The organism is Archangium violaceum (assembly GCF_016887565.1).
Classification (GTDB): Bacteria; Myxococcota; Myxococcia; order Myxococcales; family Myxococcaceae; genus Archangium; species Archangium violaceum_B.
Genome location: NZ_CP069396.1, coordinates 4675640 through 4697080, shown reverse-complemented (window position 1 = coordinate 4697080; position 21441 = coordinate 4675640). Strand labels below are relative to the sequence as shown.

Here is a 21441-nt window from a genome sequence, read left to right as displayed (position 1 = left end):
CCTGGGTGAACGGATACGACACGCCATGGGTGCCACCAATCAGCTCTATCAGGACTATCTCGCGGAGCTGGCCGCTCTCGAACGCTTCCGCCAGGGCTTCCGCCACACCTACCCCGGGGTGCCCCTGGAGCAGGAGGACCCGGACGTGCGCCGGCTGGTGGAGGCCATGGCCTTCTTCTCCATCCAGACCCGGCACGCCACGCTGCGCAACCTGCGCTCCACGTGGCTGCGCCTCTTCTCCAGCTTCTTCAATTGTCTGCTCGAGCCGCTGCCCGCGGCGGGCCTGGTGCAGGCAGTGCCCACGGAGAAGATGGTGGAGGCGGTGGTGCTGCCCCGCGGCACCGAGCTGCGCTTGCAGCCGGTGGGAAGCGAGGCGGGCTCCTTCCGCCTTCAGCGAGACCTGCGGGTGCTGCCCATCTTCCTGGAGGAGACGCAGGTGCTGCGCCTGGCGGACGGCGGCCACCGCCTCATCCTCCGCTTCGCCGCGGCCTTCCCCCGGAGGGATCCGCTGGATGTGCTCAGCCTCCACGTGCGCCACCTGGAGGAGTACGGCAGCTCCCTGGCGGTGCACCACGCGCTGCGCAAGCACCTGGAGCGGGTGAGCGTGGTGTATGACGAGAGGGCGGATGAGCGCTCGACGGGATTGCGGTGCGAGCACTCCTTCGGCCAGGAGCCGTTCGCGCCAGACGACGCGAGCGTCTACGAGAATCCCTTGCACCGCGCGCGCTCCTTCTTCCAGCTCCCGGAGCAGGGCCTCTTCCTGCATGTCCGGGTGGCGCCCACGCGACAGGCCTGGAGCCGCTTCAGCCTGTGTCTGGATTTGAAGAAGGAGTGGACCGTGGGGCGCTCGCTCCACCCGGAGTTCCTCCACCCCTTCGTCGCGCCCGTCGTCAACCTCAAGGCCGCCCCCGCCCAGCCCATCACCCTGGACGGCACCCGCACCGAGCACCCCCTGCTCGGCCTGCGCAATAGCCGCGAGCTCCGCCTGCACTCGGTGACGGGGGTGTACCTGCAAGGGCCTCGGGGCCGCGAGCCCATGCGCCCCGCCCATGTGCCAGGGCCAGGGCCGGCCTACGAGCTGGACGAGCAACTGGCCGCCGATGGCAGCCCCCTGCATCAGCTGCTGGTCCGCATGCCGGAGGCCTTCCTTGAGCCACGCAAGCTGCACGTGGACGCCCTCTGGTACCAGCCCCGCTTCGCCTCGGAGGCCACGGGCCGTCTGGAGGTGTCCACCCCCAGCGTCCACGTGGAGGGCTTGCGCTGGCGCGTGGTGGGAGATGTCCAGCCCCCCCGGGACAGCCCCGTGCGCCAGGACGTGTCCGCCCTCGTCCAGCTGCTGTCCTGGAAGAACCGCCCCACCCTGGAGCGCGACGAGCTGGTCGCCCTGCTCTCCTACCTGGGCACGCCCGTGGAGGGCGCCTTCCGCCCCATCATCCCCCTGCTGCGCACGCTGCGCGCCTCCGTGCTGCCGGATGGCGCCCTGCGGGGCACGGGGCTGCGGCACGTGTACGAGGCCCAGCTCGCGCCCTTCGACTCCAGCCAGGAGCCCCTGGTGGCCTGCCTCCTCGAGCAGCTGCTGGCCCTGCTGGATGCGTGGAATGGCGAGGCCTCCGTGGAGCTGCGGGCCTCGGTGGCGGGAGCCGGACCTTTCAACCCCTGGGGGAACCGATGAATCTCGAGCACTGGAAGATTGTCTTCACGGAGTACCGGCGGACCCGGACGTTGCTGGATCAATGGTTGCCGGCCGAGTCGTCCGACACGGAGGAGCGCACCCAGGTGCAGGTGGGGCGCGCGGGGTTGGAGCAGTTGCAGCAGCAGTTGCTGGCAACGGTGGAGGGACTGCGGTCCGGGCTGGGCGGCCACTACCGCTCCGAGGAGGTGGAGGAGGCGTTGAGGCCTTTCACCTACCTCTTGGATGAACGGGTGCTGCGGCGCCTCGCCGAGGCCGAGCAGTACGACTGGCCCCTCCTGCAGCGCCACCTCTTCGGAGAGGAGGGCGGTGGAGATCTGTTCTACGAGCTCGCCGACCAGAAGCTGAATCAGCCGGGCGCCTCACCCCTGCTGTTCGAGCTGCTGCACTTCTGCCTCACCGCGGGATTCAGCGGCCGCTACGTGGGCAACACGGCGAAGCTGCGCGAGTACAAACAGCGGCTGGCGGCCCGCATCGTCATACCGGAGTCCCTGCCCGCCGCGCCCGCGGTGGCCACGAACGCGAGGCCCCTGCTCTACGAGCTTCCCACCCGCTACTACGCCGGTGCCTGCCTCTGCGTGCTGGGGCTGCAGGGACTGCTGTGGTGGTGCTCCAACTGAGGCCCGCGCCATGAACGCACGTGCACTCGTGGAGACGGCGCCCTCGCTGTTGGAGCGCCTGGAGCGGCTCATCGACACGGAGCTCGGCCCGCTGCGCGCGGGAGTGGATCCGCTGCTGGAGGAGCTGCGTCAGGGGCTGGCGGCGCTGCACCCGGGGCCCGGAGGCCAGCAGCTCTCGCCCCAGCGGCAACAGGAGCAACGCACCCGGCTCGACCAGGTGCTGGACACACTCGAGGACATTCTGGAGGCGTTGCAGCGCGCCGCGCGCGCCCAGCGCCATCCTGGCCCCGCGATGGGCCGGAGGGAGGACTGAGTCATGGAAACGCTTCGCGGTATCTGGTCCAGCGCGAGCCCCTACCGGGGCTGGTTGCTGCTCGCACTCGGCGTACTACTCCTGTTGGCCGCCGGGGCAGGACTCGTCTGGTGGCTGCGCCGGCGGCGGCAGCGGGGGGCCACGTCCCAGGGGGCCCCGCCCCCCATGCCGGGCAACCGGCTGCGCAGGATTCGCCAGCAGTTCCTCGCCGCGCTGCCCCTGTTGCAGCGCGCCGCCGTGAAGGACCTGCCGTGCGCGGTGGTGCTCGGGCCCGCGGGCAGTGGCAAGTCGAAGCTCGTCGCCCTGGACGTGGATTGGCAACGGCAGTCGCGCCAGTTCCTCCCCAGCCACACGAGTGACTCGCTGCTGAAGCTCTACCTCGGGCCGGACTCGGTGGTGCAGGAGGTGTCGGCCCCCCTGCTCGAGGACGACACGCCCCAGGCCCGCAAGGCGCTGCGCGGGCTGTGGAAGGACACCTTCGGCCAGGGACAGCATGCCCTCGTCATCCTCGTGCTGGACGTGCGCTGGCTGGCGGAGACTCCGCCCGACGAGGTGCGGCGCACCGCGCAGTTGCTGCGCGGCAAGCTCAACCTGCTCGCCGAGGTCCGCCGCGCCCCCGTGGAGACGCGCCTGTGCCTGACGCACATGGACTCGCTGGAGGGCTTCGAGGACTTCTCCCAGCTGCTCCACTCCCACCACGTGCCCCTGTCCTTCGCGCTGCCGCCTCGCGGTGAGGAGGGCCAGGTGGCCTCCCTGCTCCACGCCCAGGAGAAATACCTCGCCCTGGGACTGACCGCGCTGCCGGTGGACGCCTTCGAGCGCCTGGAGCGCTTCTACTCCCAGGGGCAGGGCCCCTTCGAGGCCCTCGCCCGCTTCACCACCGCGCTGCTCGAGGGAGGAACGCTCGCCTTCGTTCCCACGCTGTCGCGCGTGTACCTGTCCTCGCCCTCGGCCCGCGCGGCCGGCGTGCTCTCCGTGCCCAGCGAGGCGCATGACGCCCAGGCCCTGCACCAGCGTTATTCGCGGACGCACCTCAAGCGCGCCGCGATGCTGGCCGCGGCGTGCAGCCTGCCCATGCTGGCCGCCTATGCCCACTTCGTTTGGCGGCTGTCCCAGGCCCGGGAGCGCGTGGGGCGCTTCGAGGACACCGTGCAGCGCATGCGCGACCAGGGCCAGGAGGTGTCCGGCGGCGTGGTGCAGGATCAGGTGCTCGCCGCCGGCCAGGCCATGGAGGGAATGGAGCGGGCAAAGAGCTACTGGCCCCTGCTGCCCTACAGCTTCACCGAGCCCCGCGAGGACCTGCGCCGACGCCTGACGCGCGGCATCCGGGAAGCCCATCTGCGTCCCGCCCTCGAGCGCTGCCACCAGCAGCCCGACACGTGCCGTCCCGAGCAGGTCGTCTTCATACTGGCCGCCCTCCACGCCTCGCGCGAGGAGCCACTCGGCCAGTTCGTCCTCTCCAGCCTGCGCAACCGGCGCACGTCGAGCTTCGGCGGCCAGGAGCAGCAGGGGGCCTCCACGGCCGAGGCCTCCAGCCTCGAGTCCAAGCGCTCATGGCTCACCGCCGTCAACCTGGTCGAGTCCCTGGTGGGGGACTACGTCGTCCTCAGCGACAAGCCCTGGCAGGCACCCAACACGCCGGAGGCCGACTGGGCCCGCTGGCCCTTCCCCGAGCCCGTCTCGCGCGAGGGCCAGCTCGCGCCCTGGCAGGCCCACCTCAAGCGCCTGGACGAGTTCCTGCGCGCCCAGTCGGTGGAACCCGGGCCGATGGATTGGTTGAACACGGAGCTGGAGTCGATGCAGGAGGAGCGGCTGCGGCTCCAGGCCTGGCTCGACGATAGCGCCATCTTCGTCTCCCTGCCGCGCGCGTTGGACCTGCTCAAGGCCTCCGAGGCCCGCGTCGACACGAGCCGCTTCAGGGGCGTGTCCTCCACGCTCCTGGCGGTGGAGTGGATGAACAAGAACCGCGAGGTGCTCACCGCCGTGCTGCGCATGGAGGAGGAGCTCTATGCGGGTCTCAAGGCCGCGCAGAAGATGAGCGTGGCCGAGCTGCTCGTGCGTGACGGGGTGTGGCAGCCGGGCGCCTCCACCAAGGGCTCCTTCCAGGTGACCGTGACGCAGGGCCCGCTCGAGTTCCATCCGCGGGACAGCTCGCGCCAGATGCACCTGGCCATCCTCCGCTACTACGGGAGGACGGGCCGCCTGCCCTTCGGCTCGGCCTGGAACGGGGAGGAGGCCTCGGGCCCATCCCCCGCCGGGGTGGCCGAGGAGCGGCTGGCGTTCGACACCCGCATCCGCCCCCTGGTGGAAGAGTTCACCCAGCGGTTGAAGAACGCCGATCTGCCCGTGGAGGAGGCCTCGCAGCGGCAGGAGCACGTGCGCCGCAAGGTGGACCAGTTCGCGCTCCGGTACCGGCAGCGCCTCTTCCAGCGCGCGCGCAACTACCGCTTCGACGCGCCCACCCCCAGCCTGCTCTCCGAGGAGCTGTCGCGCCTCACCCAGCCCTCCTCGGAGCTGGTGGACATGCTGCGCGACGTGGCCAAGGGCGCCACGCTCGAGCCGCTCGAGGATCCCCATTACGAATCCCTGCGCAACGCCGTGGCCCCCTTCAAGCCCATCGTGCAGGTCATGAAGCCGGACGAGAGCGGCAACTATGCCCTCCTCAATCCCTACCAGGCCCTGGTGGCGCAGCTGTCGGACGAGCTCCATGCCGTGTCCCGGGGCGGCGCACGGGCCGTGCCGGCTCCCACCGGGGCGGCCCCTCCCGGCAAGGAGGGGGGCGGCGCCGCGAAGCTCACGGAGATGCTCACCCCCCTGGGGCGTATCGCCCTCTCGATGATGCTCGAGGAGGAGGGCTCGTACCTCCGCAAGGTGGATGCCTGGCTGGACCAGCAGGGCATCATCGGGGAGTTGCGCCAGCCCTTCCGCCAGCCCTTCCTGGCGGTGCGGGAGCTGGGACAACAGGAGGTCGAGTGGACCCTGCAACAGCAGTGGGACATCACCTGGGAACGCATGCTGCGGCCCCTGATGGACCGCTACCCGTTCAACCCCCAGGCCACCCAGGAGGTGGAACCGGGTGACCTGGACATCCTGCGCCGTCAGGATGGCGTGTTCTGGGCCTTCGTGGACCGGGTGCTCTCTCCCGTGTGCGAGGAGCGCGGCACGGAGTGGGTGGTGCGCGGAGCGCTGCGCGAGCGGCTCACCGTGCCCGAGAACCTGCTGCCCACGCTCAGCCGGCTCTCCCGGCTGTCACGGGTGCTCTGGGACGCCGAGGGCCGCCCCCGCCCGCTCATGCTCCAGGTCATGCCCCTCCCCCTGCCCGCCGAGCCCCTACCCGGCAGCTACGTCACGCGGGGCTCGCTCAAGTGTGGCAAGACCACGGCCTTCGCCTACAACCAGAGCCCCACCTGGCAGGCGTTCCCGCTCGACTGGTGGGACCAACAGACCGCCTCGCTCATGCTGGAGGTGCGCTCGCCCGAGCAGCAGTCCGTCCAGTACTTCTCGATGGAGGGGAGGAAGCACTCCGCATGGAGCTGCTTCCGCCTGCTCGAGGAATCCCTGCCCACGGAAGAGCAACAACGGCTGTGGAGCCTGCGTGGACGAGACGCCGAGAACACCCAGTACGCCCTGGAGCTGCGCTTCGGTCTCAAGGGCGAGCCCTGGACCCCTTTCCGGGAGGTGCCGCAATGAAACGCCAGTTCCTGTTCTGCTCCGTCGTGCCGCTGCTGCTCACCGCCTGCCAGCCGGCCACGCTCCAACTGCGCATCAAGGCGCCCCCTGGCACCAACCAGGGCCGCCCCCTCTACATGCTCGTGCGCAAGGTGGACCCCACGCAGTACGCCGTCGAGTCCTATGCCGAGGTTTCCGCCCGCGCCTTCCAGTCCGACCCGAACGTGCTCCACTCGGAGATCATCTATCCGGGCACGCTGCGGCGGCTCCAGGTGAAGGTTCCCCCGGAGTCGCCCCTGGCCGTCTCCTTCCTCTTCACCGCTCCCGACGGCACGTGGCAGGAATTCCTCAACACGCCCCTTCCGCCCTCGCTCGACGTCGAGCTGCTCGAGGGCCGCATCCAGACGGGGGCGGCCCCCGCGGAACCTCCCAGGGAAGAGGCCAAGGCGGCACCGGAAGCACCCGCCGCCCCCGCGCCGGCCAAATCCTGACGCCGCCCCCTCGAGGATCGTGACCCATCTCACCCCCTCCGCATGAGACGGGTCACAGCGGGGCAACTCCAGACAGGCTTCAATTCCCAACCACTCCCACTCCCACTCCCACGCGTGTCATGCCCATGCCCATGACACGCGGACGCCCTTCCCATGCCCAGAAGAGGTAACCGATGAAACGTTTCCATCCCCTGCTCCTGATGGCCTTCTGCCTGCTCGCGGCCTGTGACGTGTCTCCGCCACCCTCGACCACCGGAGGAGCGAAGCCCGAGGCGGTCTCGCTGCGGATCTCCGAGCTCACGAGCAACAACACGCTCTTCCCCGATCAGGCGGTGTGCGGCTCGAGCACCGAGCAGAAGATCACGGTGTACAACGAGGATGCCTCCTCCCGGAAGATTGGCTTCGCCGAAGCGACCGAACCGTTCGTGTTGACGGCCATCCAGGACGAAGCCGGCACGAAGAAGGACCTGTCGTTCACTCCCTTCCTCCTGGCTCCCGGGGAGAAGGTGCACTTCCTGGTGAAATTCAGTCCCCGGACTCCCGCCCACCACTCCGGGTACCTCAAGGTCTTCAGTGACGCGCCGAGTCCCCTCGAGATTCCCCTCTCTGGCAAGGGCACGGGGCCCCGTCTCGAACTGTCCCCTCCCGCCCTCACCTTGAGTCTGACGGGGGAGATGACCGACGCGGGCACTCCCGGGGACGCGGGCACTCTGGAGTCCCCATTCCAGCGCACGGTGCGCTTGAAGAACGACGGGAACGAGCCGTTGAACTCCCTCGCCCTGCGCCCCGTCACCTCCGCGTTCTCCGCGGAACTCTCGAAGACGGCGCTGGGGCCTGGAGATACCGCGAACCTGGTGGTGACCTTCGCCCCTCCCTCCTCTTCCAGCGAGCCTTTCTTCACGGACACCCTGCTCATCGACAGCGACGATCCGTGCTCACCCTCCACCAAGGTTCCACTCTCGGGTTTCCGCACCCCGGTTCCCAAGCTCGTGTCGAGCTCCACCGCTCTCGCCTTCGCCGAGCAGGAGGTGGGGTCCAGCAGTGAGCCCCAGCAGGTGAAGCTCACCAACGAGGGCGGGGCTCCACTCACCATCGATTCCCTTTCGATCCAGGGGGCTCCGGACTCCGGGACACCTTTCGTCGTGAGCCCGAGCGGGGGTTTCAGCCTGGAACCGGGACAGGAGCGGCTCCTCTCGGTGAGGTTCACTCCCACGACGACGGGCCCTCATCAGGCAACGCTCCAGCTCGTCAGCAATAGCAAGAGCTCGCCCGACTCCATCGTGCTCACCGGTGATGGCGTGCGAACCTCACCACTCACGGTCGAGCCCCTGTCGGTCGACTTCCCCAAGCAGGCACCGGGCCAGGTCGAAACGAAGAAGGTCTCCGTCAAGAATACCGGGTCGAAGGCACTGAGCGTCACCGCCACGGTTCCCTCCGCCTTCACGGTCACCCCCACGGGCCCGTTCCCCCTGTCTCCAGGAGATATCCAGGAGCTGGTCCTGACCTCGAGCCCCTCCAGCGGCACGGCCTCCGGTCCGTTGCTCGGACAGCTCACCCTGAGCAGCGGAGCATCCACGAGGATCATCCCGCTCCACGGAGAGGTCGTAAGGACCCGGATCACTCTATCGGCCACCTCGATCTCATTCGACGAGCAGGAGGTGGGAACCACCCCCCAGGAGAAGACTCTCGTCCTCACGAACCCCACCGCGCTGCCCGTCAAGGTCTACGAAGTGGCCGCGAGCTCGCTGGTCCCCTACTCCGTCACGGGCCTCCCGGTGGACATCCCCCCCGACGAGAGCAGGACCGTGACGGTGTCCTTCAACCCGGGCAGCAAGCAGCAGTGGAACAGGACCCTCCAGCTCACGAGCAATGCCATCGAGACGATTACCGCCGTGACGCTCAGTGGCACGGCCGTCGCTCCAGAGCTGTCCATCACCGAGCCCGCGTCCCCGAACCTGTCCTTCGGCATCCAGGAACCGGGTACCGAGACCACCCAGGAAGTGACCCTGAAGAACATCGGGGATGCGCCTCTCACGTTGGAGAAGATCGCCCCCGCCAGCGACTCGGCCCCCTTCAAGGTCCAGGGATTGAACCCGCCACGGACCATGAACCCGGGGGATTCCATCAAGTTCGGTGTCACCTTCAACCCCAGCAGTCCAGGCTATAAGGAAGCGACGCTCCAGTTCTACGCGAGCAACTCCAGCACGCCACTCACTTCACCGCAGCTCAAGCTGAGCGGAACCTCGTCCGTCAGCTTCAACCCGAGCGACAAGGTCGACTTCAAAGCCCAGCGGATCGCCGAAACCGCTTCCATGAAGATCCGCATCACCAACGACACGGGCGCCTCCGAAACGCTCCAGCTCGTCAGCGTTGGCACCAAGAACGGGACGCCCGAGTTCTCCCTGGTCGGCACCTATGCGAACCAGCTGGTCGCACCCGGAGATGATCGCGAGGTCGAGGTCCAGTTCAAGCCAACCACCGTGGACAGGAACTACTCGGGCTCCCTGGTCATCGTGTACCAGGGGTACACGACCAAGATAGCCCGCACCAAGCTCATCCCGCTCCAGGGCCTGGGCGCGACCGCGCTGCTGAAAGTCTCGCCGGATCTGCCCTTCGATGCCGTGGAGGTGGGCAAGCCAGGCAAAATGGATCTCACCCTCACCAACGAAGGCAAGTCCACACTCCGGATCAACAGCATCAACATCACCAACCTCAAAGGGTCCACTGGAACCATCTTCATGCTGGGTAGAACGGGCTGGCCCATGTACATCCCCGCTGGAGGCGAGGAGAAGCTCCCCATCACCTTCACGCCCGACAGCCTGGCCGCCGTCACCGCGGATCTCGAGATCACGTCGAACGCGACGAGCAGCAATGTCGATTCCTCGGGAAAGACCAAGGTGCTCCTGTCCGGGTGGGGCGCGGCCGCGAAGGCGATCTTCGAGACCCGGACGCTCGGTTTTGGTGAGGTCCCCATCGGGCAGACCGGGACTCTCTCCCTGCGCATCACGAACACGGGCTCGTCGCCCCTGCGGGTCAACAAGCCCACACCGAGCGCCCACTTCCTGGTCAAGGATCCCCCGGGTGGCTGGCCCATGATCATTCCTATTCAAGCAACGAACGTCTCCAATTTCTTCGACTTCCAGATCGCCTTCATCCCCGACTCCGGGTCGCCGGTGGAGGAGAGTCTCACCTTCACGAGCAATGACCCGTACGAGCCCGCCGGTGGTGTGGTGGTCTCCCTCAAGGGGACGGGGACACGGCCGAAGCTGACGGTGCGGTCGTCGGTCCACTTCGGTGCGGCGGTGCCGGGTGATGGGGGCACGGCCTACCAGGAGATGAAGGCGCTCCTCACCCTGCAGAACGATGGCAAGGCGCCTCTCGTCATCAACAACCTCAACGTCACACGTCCTTTTCGTGTCGTCATTCCTTCCACGAAGAGTTACGTCCAGAGCACCCAAGCGGGCTCCTTTCCTCCGATCGGTTGGCAGCAACAACAGGACATCGAGCTGAGGGTGATGCCCACGAGCGGGAGGATGATGGGAACGCTGACCATCACGACCAATGAAGGAGCGGGTGACGCATCCATCAAGGAAGTGGCCTTGCTCGTCGGGGAAGATGGTGTCGCCATCCAGGGCGCCCCCCTGGATTTCGGGACCTGTGCCATGGATGAGAGCCCCACCACCAAGGTCGAGAAGGGGATCAACCTCTGGAACACGGCGAAGGTGGATGATTCGGTCACACAGATTGCCCTCACGGGGCCGGATGGGCTCGACTTCAGTGCCGTGAGCAAGCTTCCGCTCACGGTTCCGGTGACCGGGGGCACCGAGCTGAAGCTGAGCTTCAAACCCAGGAAGGGGGCGGCGGGTCAGCGCAAGGCCACGGCCCAAATCTACACGAAGAACAGGCACACGCCTCTCGTGCTCGAGCTCGACGGCGTCGCGACGGGGCCGTTCTCGGGCTTCAAGAATTTCAAGTGGGAGGTGGACTTCGGCACGCAACGTCTGTCCGACAAGAAGGAGCCGGTGAGATTCCCCCTCCAGAATGACATCGACAGGCCCATCTTCGTGAAGAGCTACGGCCTGGAGGGAGCCCGGAAAGACGACTTCGCCGTCGAACCCGATGCACTGTCCTGCCGGGAGCCAGGACCACGGGGAATCGAGCTCAGGACGGGCGAGCTCTGTTATCTGAAGCTCTCGTATGTCGCGAAGGAGACGACCCGCTCGTCCGCGGCCCTGGTGCTGGAAGTGTCGACGGAGAACGAGGAGACCCGGGTTCCGGCCGCACGGGTCACCCTCAAGGGAGAGATGGTGCCCAGCATCCTGTCCGCCGAGTCGTCAGAGGTGGATTTCGGCCTGGTGACCCTGAGGAGGCCAATCGAACCGAACGAGCCCATCGAGCCGCAGGAACCGATCGAGCAGAAGGTGCTCACCATCACCAACCAGTCCAGCGTGGTGGCGCGAATGCTCCTCCCAGAGGTCTCCGACCCGGAGTCCTTCTCAGTGGAAGCAGTCGAACAGGTCACGGAAATCCCCCCAGCGGGTACCACCACGTTGCTCGTGACGTTCCATCCGAGGAAGGTCGGAGAGGTCAAGGGCGAGCTCCGGCTGCGCCTGCAGGACGAGCAGGTGACGGATCTCTCCATCGAGCTGCATGGAAAGGTCCAGCTGCTCGAGGGAGAAGGCGGGGGTTGCTCCAGTGCCGCCCGAGGAGGAGGACCCCTGTTGGCGGGGTGGCTGCTCCTGGTAGCGCTGGGGGCGCGGCGCCGATCACGCAGCACATCACCTTGAGTCCGGAGCCCCCCGGGAGCGCAGGGCACATGCCTGCGCCCCGGGGTGCCTGACAGCTCCTCGGTGACGCGGTGAAGGCGGTGTTGGACAGGGCTGAAGAGCGGAGGAACTGGGCCTGAAGGAGGCGGAGTAACTGCCGCGGAGGCCAGCGTGCAGAAAATCCTCCGGCACCGGGATCCGCGAATCACCGTGGAGGTCTACGGCCACCTCACCCCGGACTGCCTCCGAACGGAAGTGGACACCCTCTCCTTTGGTCTGCGGCCTGCCCAGCGGCAGGACGATTCAGGTGGGCAGGCCGCAGCCGACACGGAGGCGACTTCTGCTGCATCCATGCTGCAAGTTCCCGCCTCCGAACCGCTTGCTGCATCCTTGCTGCAAGGCCCGGCCGGAAAAGGCGAAGGGCCTGGAACCATCGGGGATGTCCCCGAGGATTCCAGGCCCTTCAACTTGCGCGCGATGCAGGATTCGAACCTGCGGCCTTTGGCTCCGGAGGCCAACGCTCTATCCAGCTGAGCTAATCGCGCAGAGGCCGCGACAACGGGTGGGTAAGTAACCGACTTCCTCCGCCGACGCAAGCACGCACTTCATCGAACAGCGACTGGGGACATCCCCATGCCCACGAGGGGCTTCCAGTGTTCGATACCTACCTGGTCGCCTGCCGGGGGAGCGGGATGCACGAGCCGGGGATCGAACCCGGACGGCCCCTTCGGGCCTGCGGATTTTAAGTCCGCTGCGTCTGCCAGTTTCGCCACTCGTGCACGAACCGGTCGTGAATGCCCAACCGGACAGGTCACTGGAACGACGACTGAACGTACCAGACCCAGTGGGGTCGCACAGTACGGGTGATCCGGAAAATGGTGAAGGATCATACGAGCCGGACCTCGTGCGAGCCGGACCTCGTGCTCCAGGCCGCGTTGCGAAGCCCGGGGTACTTCGGGCAGCATGCCGCGCCCCGCCCGCCCTGCTTCTTATGCGCTTCTGGCTCCTGTCCCTCGCCACCCTCCTCGCACTTCCAGTCCAGGCCGCTACACAAGGGCCCGGCGTCGACCAACGGATCGAGGCGGCTCGCACCTCTTCCAGGGAGATCAGCGTCGACGGAAGTCTGGACGAGCCGGCCTGGTCCCAGGCGCCGCTCTTCGAGTCCTTCGTCCAGCTCTTCCCCAACGAGGGAGCAGCTCCCACGGAGCGCACCGAGCTGCGCATCCTCCACGACGAGCGCAACGTCTACTTCGGCATCGTCTGCCACGACTCGCAACCGGACCTCATCGTCCGCAAGCTCGGGCGGCGCGACAGCCCGCCCGCCTCGGATGATGTCCAGATCTTCATCGACTCCGCCCATGATCATCAGACCGCCTACGCCTTCGGCGTGAACGCGGGTGGCGTCCAGTTCGACAGCCTGCTCTTCGCCGACAACAACTCCAGCCCCTCCTGGGACGCACTCTGGGACGTGGCGGTGCGGCCACGTCCGGATGGATGGTCCGCCGAGTTCTCCATCCCCCTGCACCTGCTGCGCTTCGCCCAGATGCCCGAGCAGACCTGGGGCTTCTCCGTGCTGCGCCGCATCTCCCGGACGCACGAGGAGATCTCCTCCGTCTACATCCCCCGCAGCAGCACCGGGCGCGTCTCACGCTTCGGCCACCTCGCCGTGCAGACGGCGCCTCCCACGAGCCGGCATGTGGAGTTGCTCCCCTATGCCGTCACGCGCGCCGTGCTCCGGCCGAGGTACTCCGATCCCCTCCGCTACCAGCCACGCCTGCTGGAGCCTTCGCTCGACCTGGGGCTCGACATGCAGGCCGCGCTCAGCAGCGACCTGACGCTCAATGCCACGGTCAATCCGGATTTCGGGCAGGTGGAGGCGGATCAACTCATCCTCAACCTCACCAACCAGGAGCAATTCTTCCCGGAGAAGCGGCCCTTCTTCACCCAGGGGATGGGGGTCTTCCAGCCCGTGGGTGCCGAGGACGGACTGGGACCCCAGATGCTCTTCTACTCGCGCCGCATCGGTCTGACGACGCCCATCCTGACCGCGGCCAAACTGGCCGGCACCGTGGCCCGCGGGGTGGAGGTGGGCGTGCTGGACGCGGTGGTGATGGGCGCGCAGCTCCCCGACCCGGACGAGGAGAACCCGGATCTCCGCTTCCGGTTCCACCCCACCCAGCCCCTGCACCTCGGCCTCAACCACGAGCTCGCCCGCACGCGTCCCCTCCCCGAGAACTACCTGGTCGCGGTGACACGGGCGAAGCTGGGAGAGACCTCCACGGTGGGCGCGCAGCTCGCCGCGGCCACTCCCCTGACCGGCACCTGCTCCGAGGCCGATGCCGCGCTCCCCCTCGAGCGGCAACCCGCCTCGTGTGTCGCCCTGGGAGGCAACGCGGCCGCCGTCGACTGGCTCCTCCGGACGTCCGACGCGCAGTGGCACCTGCTCGGTCAGATCACCGGCACGCAGGTGGTGGGCGGACCCCCGGAGCGCATCCTCCCGGACGGCACGCGCCTGCGCCGCGGTGACACCGGCCTGGGGGCCTACGTCAACCTCGGCAAGCTCGGAGGCGAGCCCTTCCGCTTCGACGCGCGCTACCGCTACGCCTCCCCTACCCTCGAGCTCAACGCCGCGGGCTTCCTCCCGACGCAGAACCACCACTACCTCGGCGGCAGTCTCCAGTACGTCCGCCCGGGCGGTTGGGGGCCACTCCACTCCTTCATGGCCATCCTCATCCTGGAGCGACGCTGGAGCGCCGACACGCGGCAGCTCGCGCTTCTCCAGGGCGCCACCCTCAAGCTCCTGACCCTCCTGCCCGGCTTCCACTCGCTCAACCTGGAGGCGGGCTATTACCTGCCCCACCATGATCTCCGGGAGCTCACCGGCTCGGGCGTGGCCCTCGAGCGTCCCGGCGAGCGCTACCTGGCCCTCTCCGGCGAGACGGACGTGAACCTGCCCCTGTCCCTCAAGGCAACCGTGCAGCTGCTCAACCGCCCGTACGCGCGCGAGGGCCGCGCCGCAACCGGCTGGTCCGTCGACAGCACCCTCACGTTCCGTCCAGAGGACCGGTTGGAGTCACGGCTCACCGTGGCGGCGGAGAGCACGCCCCAGGGTCCCCGCTGGGTGGGCGCGACGGATCCGGGCGCCCCCTTCTACTTCGGCGAGCTCCACTCCCACGTCCTGTCGCTCACCTTCCGGCAGCAACTGGTGCTCACACCCCGCCTGATGCTCCAGGCCTATGCCCAGCTCTTCAGCAGCTTCGGCGACTACACCGGCGTCTACCAGGGCACCGTGGTGGACGGCTCGCGCATCCGGCTCGCGGAGCTCTCCCCCGCGGAGCCCGGACTGGCCCAGGGCTTCCACGGCTCGGCGCTCAACCTCAACCTGGTGTTGCGGTGGGAGTACCGGCTCGGCTCCACCCTCTTCCTCATCTACACCCGGACCCAGCAGGAATCGCCACGTGCCCTGGAGGCACCGGTGCCCACCACGCTGCTGCCGGTCGGCCTGCTCACGGGCGCCTCCACCGACGCCCTCATGATGAAGTGGTCCTACCTGTGGAGCCTCTGAGGGCCCGCGGGCCCGGGGGACTGCACCCCCGAGCCCGTCCCCGGACTACGAGTGCTCGGCCTGCTCCAGCACCAGCTCCTCGATCGATAGCGCGACCTCGCCCACCGTCCGCCCCTCGAAGAGGGCCAGCACGGGCAGGTCCACGTCGAACATGTCACGCAGCCGCGATACCACCTGGGTGGCCAGGAGCGAGTGCCCGCCGAGCGCGAAGAAGTCGTCGTTCACCCCCACCCGCGCCACGCCCAGCATCTGCTGGAAGACCTCCGCCACCCGGATCTCCACGTCGCTGGTGGGCGGGACGAAATCCTGGGCGAGCGCCGGCCGGTCATGGGCCGGCTGCCGGCCCTGGAGCCGCTTGACGTACTCGAGCAGCGCCGCGCCCGAGAAGCGCGCCAGCGTGGCCTTCCACGACCGCGGAGTCACCACGACCTGCGCCGCCGGGCACCGCAGCAGACGCAGGAAGGCGTCGGCGCCCTCGGCCGGGGAGATGCCATCGCGCCGCCGCTCCTCGTCCAGCGCCCGGAGCGCCTCCGGCAGCTCCGCGGCCACCGCCATGCCGACCTCTCGCCAGGTGTCCCAATCCACCGACACCGTCCATGCGCCCGCCGCGCTCCTCCTCCGGGCGAACGCGTCCAGGTAGGCGTTGGCGGCCGCGTAGTCCACCTGGCCGATGCCTCCCAGCACCGAGGCCGTCGAGGAGCACAGCACGAAGAAGGCGAGCGGCTCGCCCTCCAGCACCCGCTCCAGCACCCGCGTGCCCTCCACCTTCGGCGCCAGCACCGCCGCCGCCGCCTCGCGGCTCCGCGTGGGGAGCACCCCGCCGCCCGCGACGCCCGCCGCGTGGATGACCCCGTGGATCCGCCCGAAACGGGCGCGCACCTGCTCCACCACGGCGCGCATCTGCTCCTCGCGCGTCACGTCCGCCGTGAGCACCAGGACATCGGCCCCGCGGTCCTCCAGCGCCCGCACCTGGCGGATGCGCACGCTCACCGGCTCCCGCTCCTCGTGCGAGGCCAGCCAGGCCGCCCACTCCTCGCGAGGCGGCAATCCTCCACGGCCCACCAGCGCCAGCCGCACCGGGCACCGCGACGCGAGCACCTCGGCCAGGCTCAGGCCAAGGCCTCCGAGGCCTCCCGTGATGAGGTACGTCCCATGCGGCTCCACCCGCAGGGGCACGCCCTCCACCGGCTCCAGGCGCAGCGGCTCGAAGCCCTCGAGCCACCGGTGCCGGCCGCGCAGGGCCACGCGGGGCGTCTGCTTGCCACCCAGGAGCGCCTCGGCGAGCAGGCGGGTGGCCAGTCCGGCCACCTCCGCCTCACCCCGCGGCGCGATCACGTCCACGCTCCGGCAGGAGACGTTGGCGAGCTCCTGGGGCAGCACCTTGCAGGGCCCCAGCAGCAGCGCCCGCTCCGGGACCAGCCGCTCCTCCCCCGTGACGTCCTGCACGCCGGTGGACACCACCGTCAGCTCCAGCGAGTGCGTCACGCCATGCGAGGCCAGCGCCTGGCCGAGGAAGAGCAGTCCGTGGAAGGACAGCTCCTCCGGCGTCACGTGCGCGGCGCCCTCGGGCGCGCCCATGTTCCACAGGTGCAGCACCATGCTCGGCGTCTTGGCCAGGGCGCGCAGCTCCTGGAGGAGCGCCTCGTAGTCCGCCCGGCTCGCCGGATTGATGACGAAGGCGTCGCGGCCGAGCCGCTGGAACTTCTCGCCGGGCGTGACGGTGGTGACGGCCTGGCCGTGGCGCTCGAGCTGGGTGACCAGCTCGCGCGAGAGGGCGCTTCCATCCGAGAAGAGCAACCAGAAGCGCTTGTACGCGGGGAGCGCGCTCTCCAACCCCTCCAGGGGCGCGCCCTGCCGCCAGGACGGCACGTGGAACCACTCCGCCACGTCCTCCGCGCGGCCACCCGCCAGCTCGCCCTCACCCGCGGGCGGCTCCACCCAGCAGCGGCGCCGCTCGAACGGGTACGTCGGCAGGCTCACGCGCTGGCGCTCCTGGCCGTCGTGGAAGGCCTTCCAGTCCACGGGCACCCCGGCCAGCCACAGCTGCCCCACCGTCTCCAGCAGCTGCGCATGCTCGGGCTGCGGATCCTGCGGGTGCGGCAGGGAGGCGAACGACCGCGGCGGCTGCGGCCGCTGCCGCACGAGCGTCGTGAGCGTCGTCCCCGGCCCCACCTCCAGCAGCGCCACGCCCTCCAGCTTCGAGAGCGTCTCCACGCAGTCCGAGAAGCGCACGGGCTGCCGCAGGTGACGCGCCCAGTAGGCCGGATCCGTGGCCTGCTCCGCGGTGATCCACGTGCCCGTCAGGCTGGAGACGAAGGGGATGCGCGGCGCGGACAGGCCCGCCTTGCGCACCTCGCGCTCGAAGTCCGGCAGGAGCGGCTCCACCATGGCCGAGTGCTGCGCATGGGACGTGGTGAGCCGCCGGGGCTTGAGGCCACGCCCGGTGAGCGTCTGCTCGAGCGCGGCGATGTCCTCCTCGGGACCCGAGGCGACGCACAGCTGCGGCGCGTTGACGGCGGCGAGCGAGAGGGACGGCCCGAGCAGCGGGCGCAGCTCCTCCTCGGCGAGCGGGACGACCAGCATGGCCCCGCGCGGGAGCGCCTGCATCATCCGGCCCCGCGCGGCCACCAGGGCCAGGGCGGCGGGCAGCGTCAGCACGCCGGAGAGGCACGCCGCCACGTACTCGCCCAGGCTGTGCCCGGCCATGGCGCGCGGCTGGACACCCCAGTGCATCCACAGCCGGGCCAGCGCGTACTCCGTCACGAACAGCGCCGGCTGGGTGAAGGCCGTCTGGTGGATGGCATCGGCGCGGGCGCCCGGCGCGGGGTAGAGCACCTGGCGCAGGTCCACGTCGAGCAGGGGCCGCAGCAGCTCGGCGCAGCGATCCACCTCCGCGCGGAAGACAGGCTCGGTCTCGTAGAGGGCCCGGGCCATGCCGGGATGCTGCGCGCCCTGCCCCGGGAAGAGGAAGGCCACCTCGGCCGCGGCGCCCTCGTGGTGCGCGCTCGCCACGCGGCGCCCGGAGGGACCGCCCCGGAGCGCGGCTCCGGCATCCGCCACGTCCCGGCACACCAGCACCCGCCGGTGCGGCAGCGCCCGCCGCCCCACCGCCAGCGTGTACGCCGCGTCATCCAGCGACACGTCGGGTCGCTTCGCGAGGACCTCCACCACGCGCTCGGTCGCCGCATCCAGCGCCGAGGCCGTCTTCGCCGAGAGCACCACGAGCCGGTGCGAGCGCGCGGACGCCGCCGAGGCCTTGCTCGCCGGGGGCTGCTCCACCACCACGTGAGCATTCGTCCCGCCCACTCCGAACGCGCTCACGCCCGCGCGGCGCGGCTGCCCGTCCCGCGGCCAGTCGCGCGTCGCGGCCGACACCTGGAACGGCCCCTGCTCCAGCCCGAGCTTCGGGCTCGGCGTCTCGAAGTGGAGCGTCCCGGGGAGCTTTCCGCGGCCCACCACCAGCGCGGCCTTGATCAACCCGACCACGCCCGCGGCGTTGTCCAGGTGCCCCAGGTTCGTCTTCACCGAGCCCAGGACGCAGCCGCCCGGGCGCCGCGAGCCGCCGAAGACGCGGTTGAGCGCGTGCACCTCGATGGAGTCACCCAGCTCGGTGCCCGTCCCGTGGGCCTCCACGTAGCCGATGTCCGCGGGCTCCAGGCCCGACATCGCCAGGGCGCTGGAGATGACCTCCGCCTGCCCGTCCACGCTCGGCGCGGTGAAGCCCACCTTGCCCGAACCATCATTGTTGATGGCCGAGCCCTTGATCACCGCGAGGATCTCATCACCGTCCGCGATCGCGTCCGCCAGGCGCTTGAGGACGACCACGCCGGCGCCATCGCTGAAGACGGTGCCCTGGGCCCGCGCATCGAAGGCGCGCACGTGGCCGTCCGGCGACACGATGCCCCCCACCTCGTGGAGGTAGCCCGCGCGCTGCGGCACCATGAGCGACACACCGCCCGCGAGCGCCGTATCACACTCCCCCACCAGCAGCGCCTGGCAGGCCAGGTGCACGGCCACCAGCGAGGAGGAGCACGCCGTCTGCACGGTGAGCGCGGGCCCGGTGAGGCCCAGCTTGTACGCCACGCGGGTGGCGAGCTGGTCTCCCACGTTGCCCTGATGCACGAGGGCCGGCCCCAGCTCCCGGAGCGCCCCCCGGTTGGGGTACACGTTGCGCAGCAGATAGGTGCTCAAGTAGGCGCTCGCGTAGACACCCACCCGCCCCCCCGCGCCCTCCGCGCAATAGCCGGCCGCCTCCAGTGCCTCCCACGCGCACTCGAGGAAGAGCCGCTGCTGCGGATCCATGATCTCCGCCTCGCGCGGATTGAAGCCGAAGAAGCCAGCATCGAAGTCCTCGATGCCCTCCACGATGCCGCGCGCCGCGACATACCGCGGGTTCTTGCGCAGCGACTCCTCCACACCCGCCGCCGCCAACTCATCCGATGAGAAAAAGGAAATGGATTCTCTGCCGGCGAGCAAATTCTCCCACAGCGCCTCCACGTTCGGAGCACCGGGAAAACGGCCGGTCATGGCGATGATGGCGATGTCGGTCTCACCACCGGAGTGAGTGCTCGGAGGAGAAGAAGGCTCGTGCGGGACGTTCATGCGCGCCATCTATTACAGGAGCCGCCGTATTCAAATAGCGTCGACACGTCGCACGCATCGGGCCGGAGCCGCGAGCCCCATGCGTGGCGCACATATGGCAGGCAAGCAAACGTCGGTTGCATACGCATCTGCGTGCTTGAATGAGCTTTCCGGTCTTGGGTAGCTTGCGCGCCCCATGTCATCGGAACGCACGCACGCTCTTTCCCTCGCCTTCTATTCGCTCCATGAACTCCGCGCCCTCGTGGAGGAGACGCCCCACTTGTCATTGGCCCCAGAAGTCGTCGAGCGCATCGACGCGGGGGCCCGCTACGTCCAGAAGAAGGCCCAGGAAGACCGCTACATCTACGGCGTCAACACGGGCTTCGGCTCCCTCTGCGAAACGCGGGTCACCCCCGCGGAGGTGGAACTGCTCCAGTACAACCACGTCGTCTCACATGCCTGCGGCGTCGGGGAGATCGTCCCCGAGCGCATCTCGCGGCTGGTGATGCTCATCAAGCTGCTCACCTTCCGCACCGGGCACACCGGCGTGTCGATGGAGACCGTCCAGAGGATGCTCGACTTCTGGAACCACGGCGTCATCCCGGCCATCCCGAAGAAGGGCACGGTGGGCGCCAGTGGTGACCTCGCGCCGCTGGCGCACATGGCGATGCCGCTGCTCGGGTTGGGCAAGGTGCACTTCCGCGGCCAGCTCGTCGATTCCAAGGTGGCCCTGGCGGAGATGGGCTGGCAGCCGCTGCGGCTCAAGGCCAAGGAGGGCCTGGCCCTCACCAACGGCGTGCAGTACATCAACGCGCTCGGCGCCAACGCGCTGATGCACATCGAGGAGCTGATCTCCGCCTCGGACGTCATCGCCTCGCTGAGCATCCAGGGATACAGCGCCTCGCGCACCTTCTACCAGGCCCTCTACCACCAGACGTCGTTCCACGAGGACCGGAGGATCGTCTCGGCCAACCTGCGGCGGCTGCTGGAGGGCAGCAACCACTGGGAGCTGCCCACCTGCAACAAGTCCATGCAGGACCCCTACTCCTACCGCTGCATCCCGCAGGTGCACGCCGCCATCCGGCAGACGTTCCGCTTCGCCAAGGAGACGCTGGAGAAGGAGTACAACGGCGTCTCGGACAACCCGCTCTTCTTCCCCGAGCAGGACACCGTCCTCTTCGGCGGCGCCCTCCACGGTGAGTCCACCGCCTTCGTGCTGGACTTCCTGGCCATCGCCACCAGCGAGGTCGCCAACATCTCCGAGCGCCGCACCTACCAGATGCTCTCCGGCCAGCGCGGCCTGCCCAGCTTCCTGGTGAAGCACCCCGGAGTGAACTCGGGGTTGATGATCATCCAGTACACCTCCGCCGCGCTCCTCAACGAGAACAAGGTCCTCTGCACCCCGGCCAGCGTGGACACCATCCCCACCTGCCAGCTCCAGGAGGACCACGTCAGCATGGGCGGAACCTCCGCCTACAAGCTGGAGACGGTGGCGCAGAACTGCGAGTACATCCTGGGCATCGAGCTGCTCACCGCCGCCCAGGCCATCGACTTCAACCAGGGTCTGCGGCTGTCGCCCGTCACCGAGAGCATCTACAAGCAGTTCCGCCAGCACGTCTCCTTCCTCGAGGTGGACCGCCCCATGGACGCGGACATCAACGCCGCGCACCAGTTCGTCCAGGCCCATCGCCGCACGTGGACGCGCGAGTTCAACCTCATCTGATCGACTGATCACCCGGAACCCGC

General features: G+C 68.9%; 9 protein-coding genes and 2 tRNA genes. 8 read left to right on the top strand and 3 right to left on the bottom strand.

The genetic code is table 11. From position 1 onward, the window contains the following. The first annotated feature begins 25 nt into the window (after positions 1 to 25). The 6 genes from JRI60_RS19275 (at position 26) to JRI60_RS19250 (ending at position 11570) form a co-directional block, all read left to right on the top strand. Positions 26 to 1672 carry a type VI secretion system baseplate subunit TssF gene (locus tag JRI60_RS19275; protein ID WP_204227324.1) on the top strand — a complete coding sequence of 549 codons (1647 nt, stop codon included), beginning with the start codon at positions 26 to 28 and terminating at the stop codon, positions 1670 to 1672. After that, entirely contained in the window at positions 1669 to 2310 is a 642-nt protein-coding gene (locus tag JRI60_RS19270; protein ID WP_204227323.1) for a DotU family type IV/VI secretion system protein, read from the top strand. Before JRI60_RS19275 ends, JRI60_RS19270 begins: the two co-directional genes overlap by 4 nt. A gap of 10 nt (positions 2311 to 2320) precedes the next feature. Further along, positions 2321 to 2623, top strand: coding sequence for a hypothetical protein (locus JRI60_RS19265; protein WP_204227322.1), 303 nt, complete (start codon positions 2321 to 2323; stop codon positions 2621 to 2623). 3 nt (positions 2624 to 2626) lie between these two features. Then, positions 2627 to 6313 (top strand): type VI secretion IcmF C-terminal domain-containing protein, encoded by a 3687-nt coding sequence (locus JRI60_RS19260; RefSeq protein ID WP_204227321.1) that lies wholly within the window; start codon positions 2627 to 2629, stop codon positions 6311 to 6313. Then, positions 6310 to 6783, top strand: coding sequence for a hypothetical protein (locus JRI60_RS19255; protein WP_204227320.1), 474 nt, complete (start codon positions 6310 to 6312; stop codon positions 6781 to 6783). The genes JRI60_RS19260 and JRI60_RS19255 overlap by 4 nt, the downstream gene beginning before the upstream one ends. A gap of 173 nt (positions 6784 to 6956) precedes the next feature. Further along, positions 6957 to 11570, top strand: coding sequence for a choice-of-anchor D domain-containing protein (locus tag JRI60_RS19250; RefSeq protein WP_204227319.1), 4614 nt, complete (start codon positions 6957 to 6959; stop codon positions 11568 to 11570). 450 nt (positions 11571 to 12020) lie between these two features. Here JRI60_RS19250 and JRI60_RS19245 read toward each other — a convergent pair. Both JRI60_RS19245 and JRI60_RS19240 read right to left on the bottom strand, forming a co-directional pair. Next, positions 12021 to 12094, bottom strand: a tRNA-Arg gene (locus tag JRI60_RS19245). A gap of 148 nt (positions 12095 to 12242) precedes the next feature. Next, a tRNA-Leu gene (locus JRI60_RS19240) sits at positions 12243 to 12328 on the bottom strand. Positions 12329 to 12540: 212 nt separating this feature from the next. Between JRI60_RS19240 and JRI60_RS19235 the strand changes: the two genes are divergently transcribed. Beyond that, entirely contained in the window at positions 12541 to 15114 is a 2574-nt protein-coding gene (locus JRI60_RS19235; protein ID WP_204227318.1) for a DUF5916 domain-containing protein, read from the top strand. A gap of 45 nt (positions 15115 to 15159) precedes the next feature. Here JRI60_RS19235 and JRI60_RS19230 read toward each other — a convergent pair whose 3' ends face one another. After that, the gene (locus JRI60_RS19230) at positions 15160 to 19716 is read right to left on the bottom strand and encodes a type I polyketide synthase (protein WP_204227317.1); all 4557 of its coding nucleotides are present in this window, start codon (positions 19714 to 19716) and stop codon (positions 15160 to 15162) included. Between the two features lie 175 nt (positions 19717 to 19891). Between JRI60_RS19230 and JRI60_RS19225 the strand changes: the two genes are divergently transcribed. Beyond that, a complete protein-coding gene (locus JRI60_RS19225; protein WP_204227316.1) occupies positions 19892 to 21418 on the top strand; it encodes an HAL/PAL/TAL family ammonia-lyase in 1527 nt (508 codons plus the stop codon). Positions 21419 to 21441: the final 23 nt, after the last annotated feature.

Coding starts and splice junctions, on each gene's coding strand:
- JRI60_RS19275 (WP_204227324.1), top strand. CDS start 26: ATGGGTGCCACCAATCAGCTCTATCAGGACTATCTCGCGGAGCTGGCC.
- JRI60_RS19270 (WP_204227323.1), top strand. CDS start 1,669: ATGAATCTCGAGCACTGGAAGATTGTCTTCACGGAGTACCGGCGGACC.
- JRI60_RS19265 (WP_204227322.1), top strand. CDS start 2,321: ATGAACGCACGTGCACTCGTGGAGACGGCGCCCTCGCTGTTGGAGCGC.
- JRI60_RS19260 (WP_204227321.1), top strand. CDS start 2,627: ATGGAAACGCTTCGCGGTATCTGGTCCAGCGCGAGCCCCTACCGGGGC.
- JRI60_RS19255 (WP_204227320.1), top strand. CDS start 6,310: ATGAAACGCCAGTTCCTGTTCTGCTCCGTCGTGCCGCTGCTGCTCACC.
- JRI60_RS19250 (WP_204227319.1), top strand. CDS start 6,957: ATGAAACGTTTCCATCCCCTGCTCCTGATGGCCTTCTGCCTGCTCGCG.
- JRI60_RS19235 (WP_204227318.1), top strand. CDS start 12,541: ATGCGCTTCTGGCTCCTGTCCCTCGCCACCCTCCTCGCACTTCCAGTC.
- JRI60_RS19230 (WP_204227317.1), bottom strand. CDS start 19,716: ATGAACGTCCCGCACGAGCCTTCTTCTCCTCCGAGCACTCACTCCGGT.
- JRI60_RS19225 (WP_204227316.1), top strand. CDS start 19,892: ATGTCATCGGAACGCACGCACGCTCTTTCCCTCGCCTTCTATTCGCTC.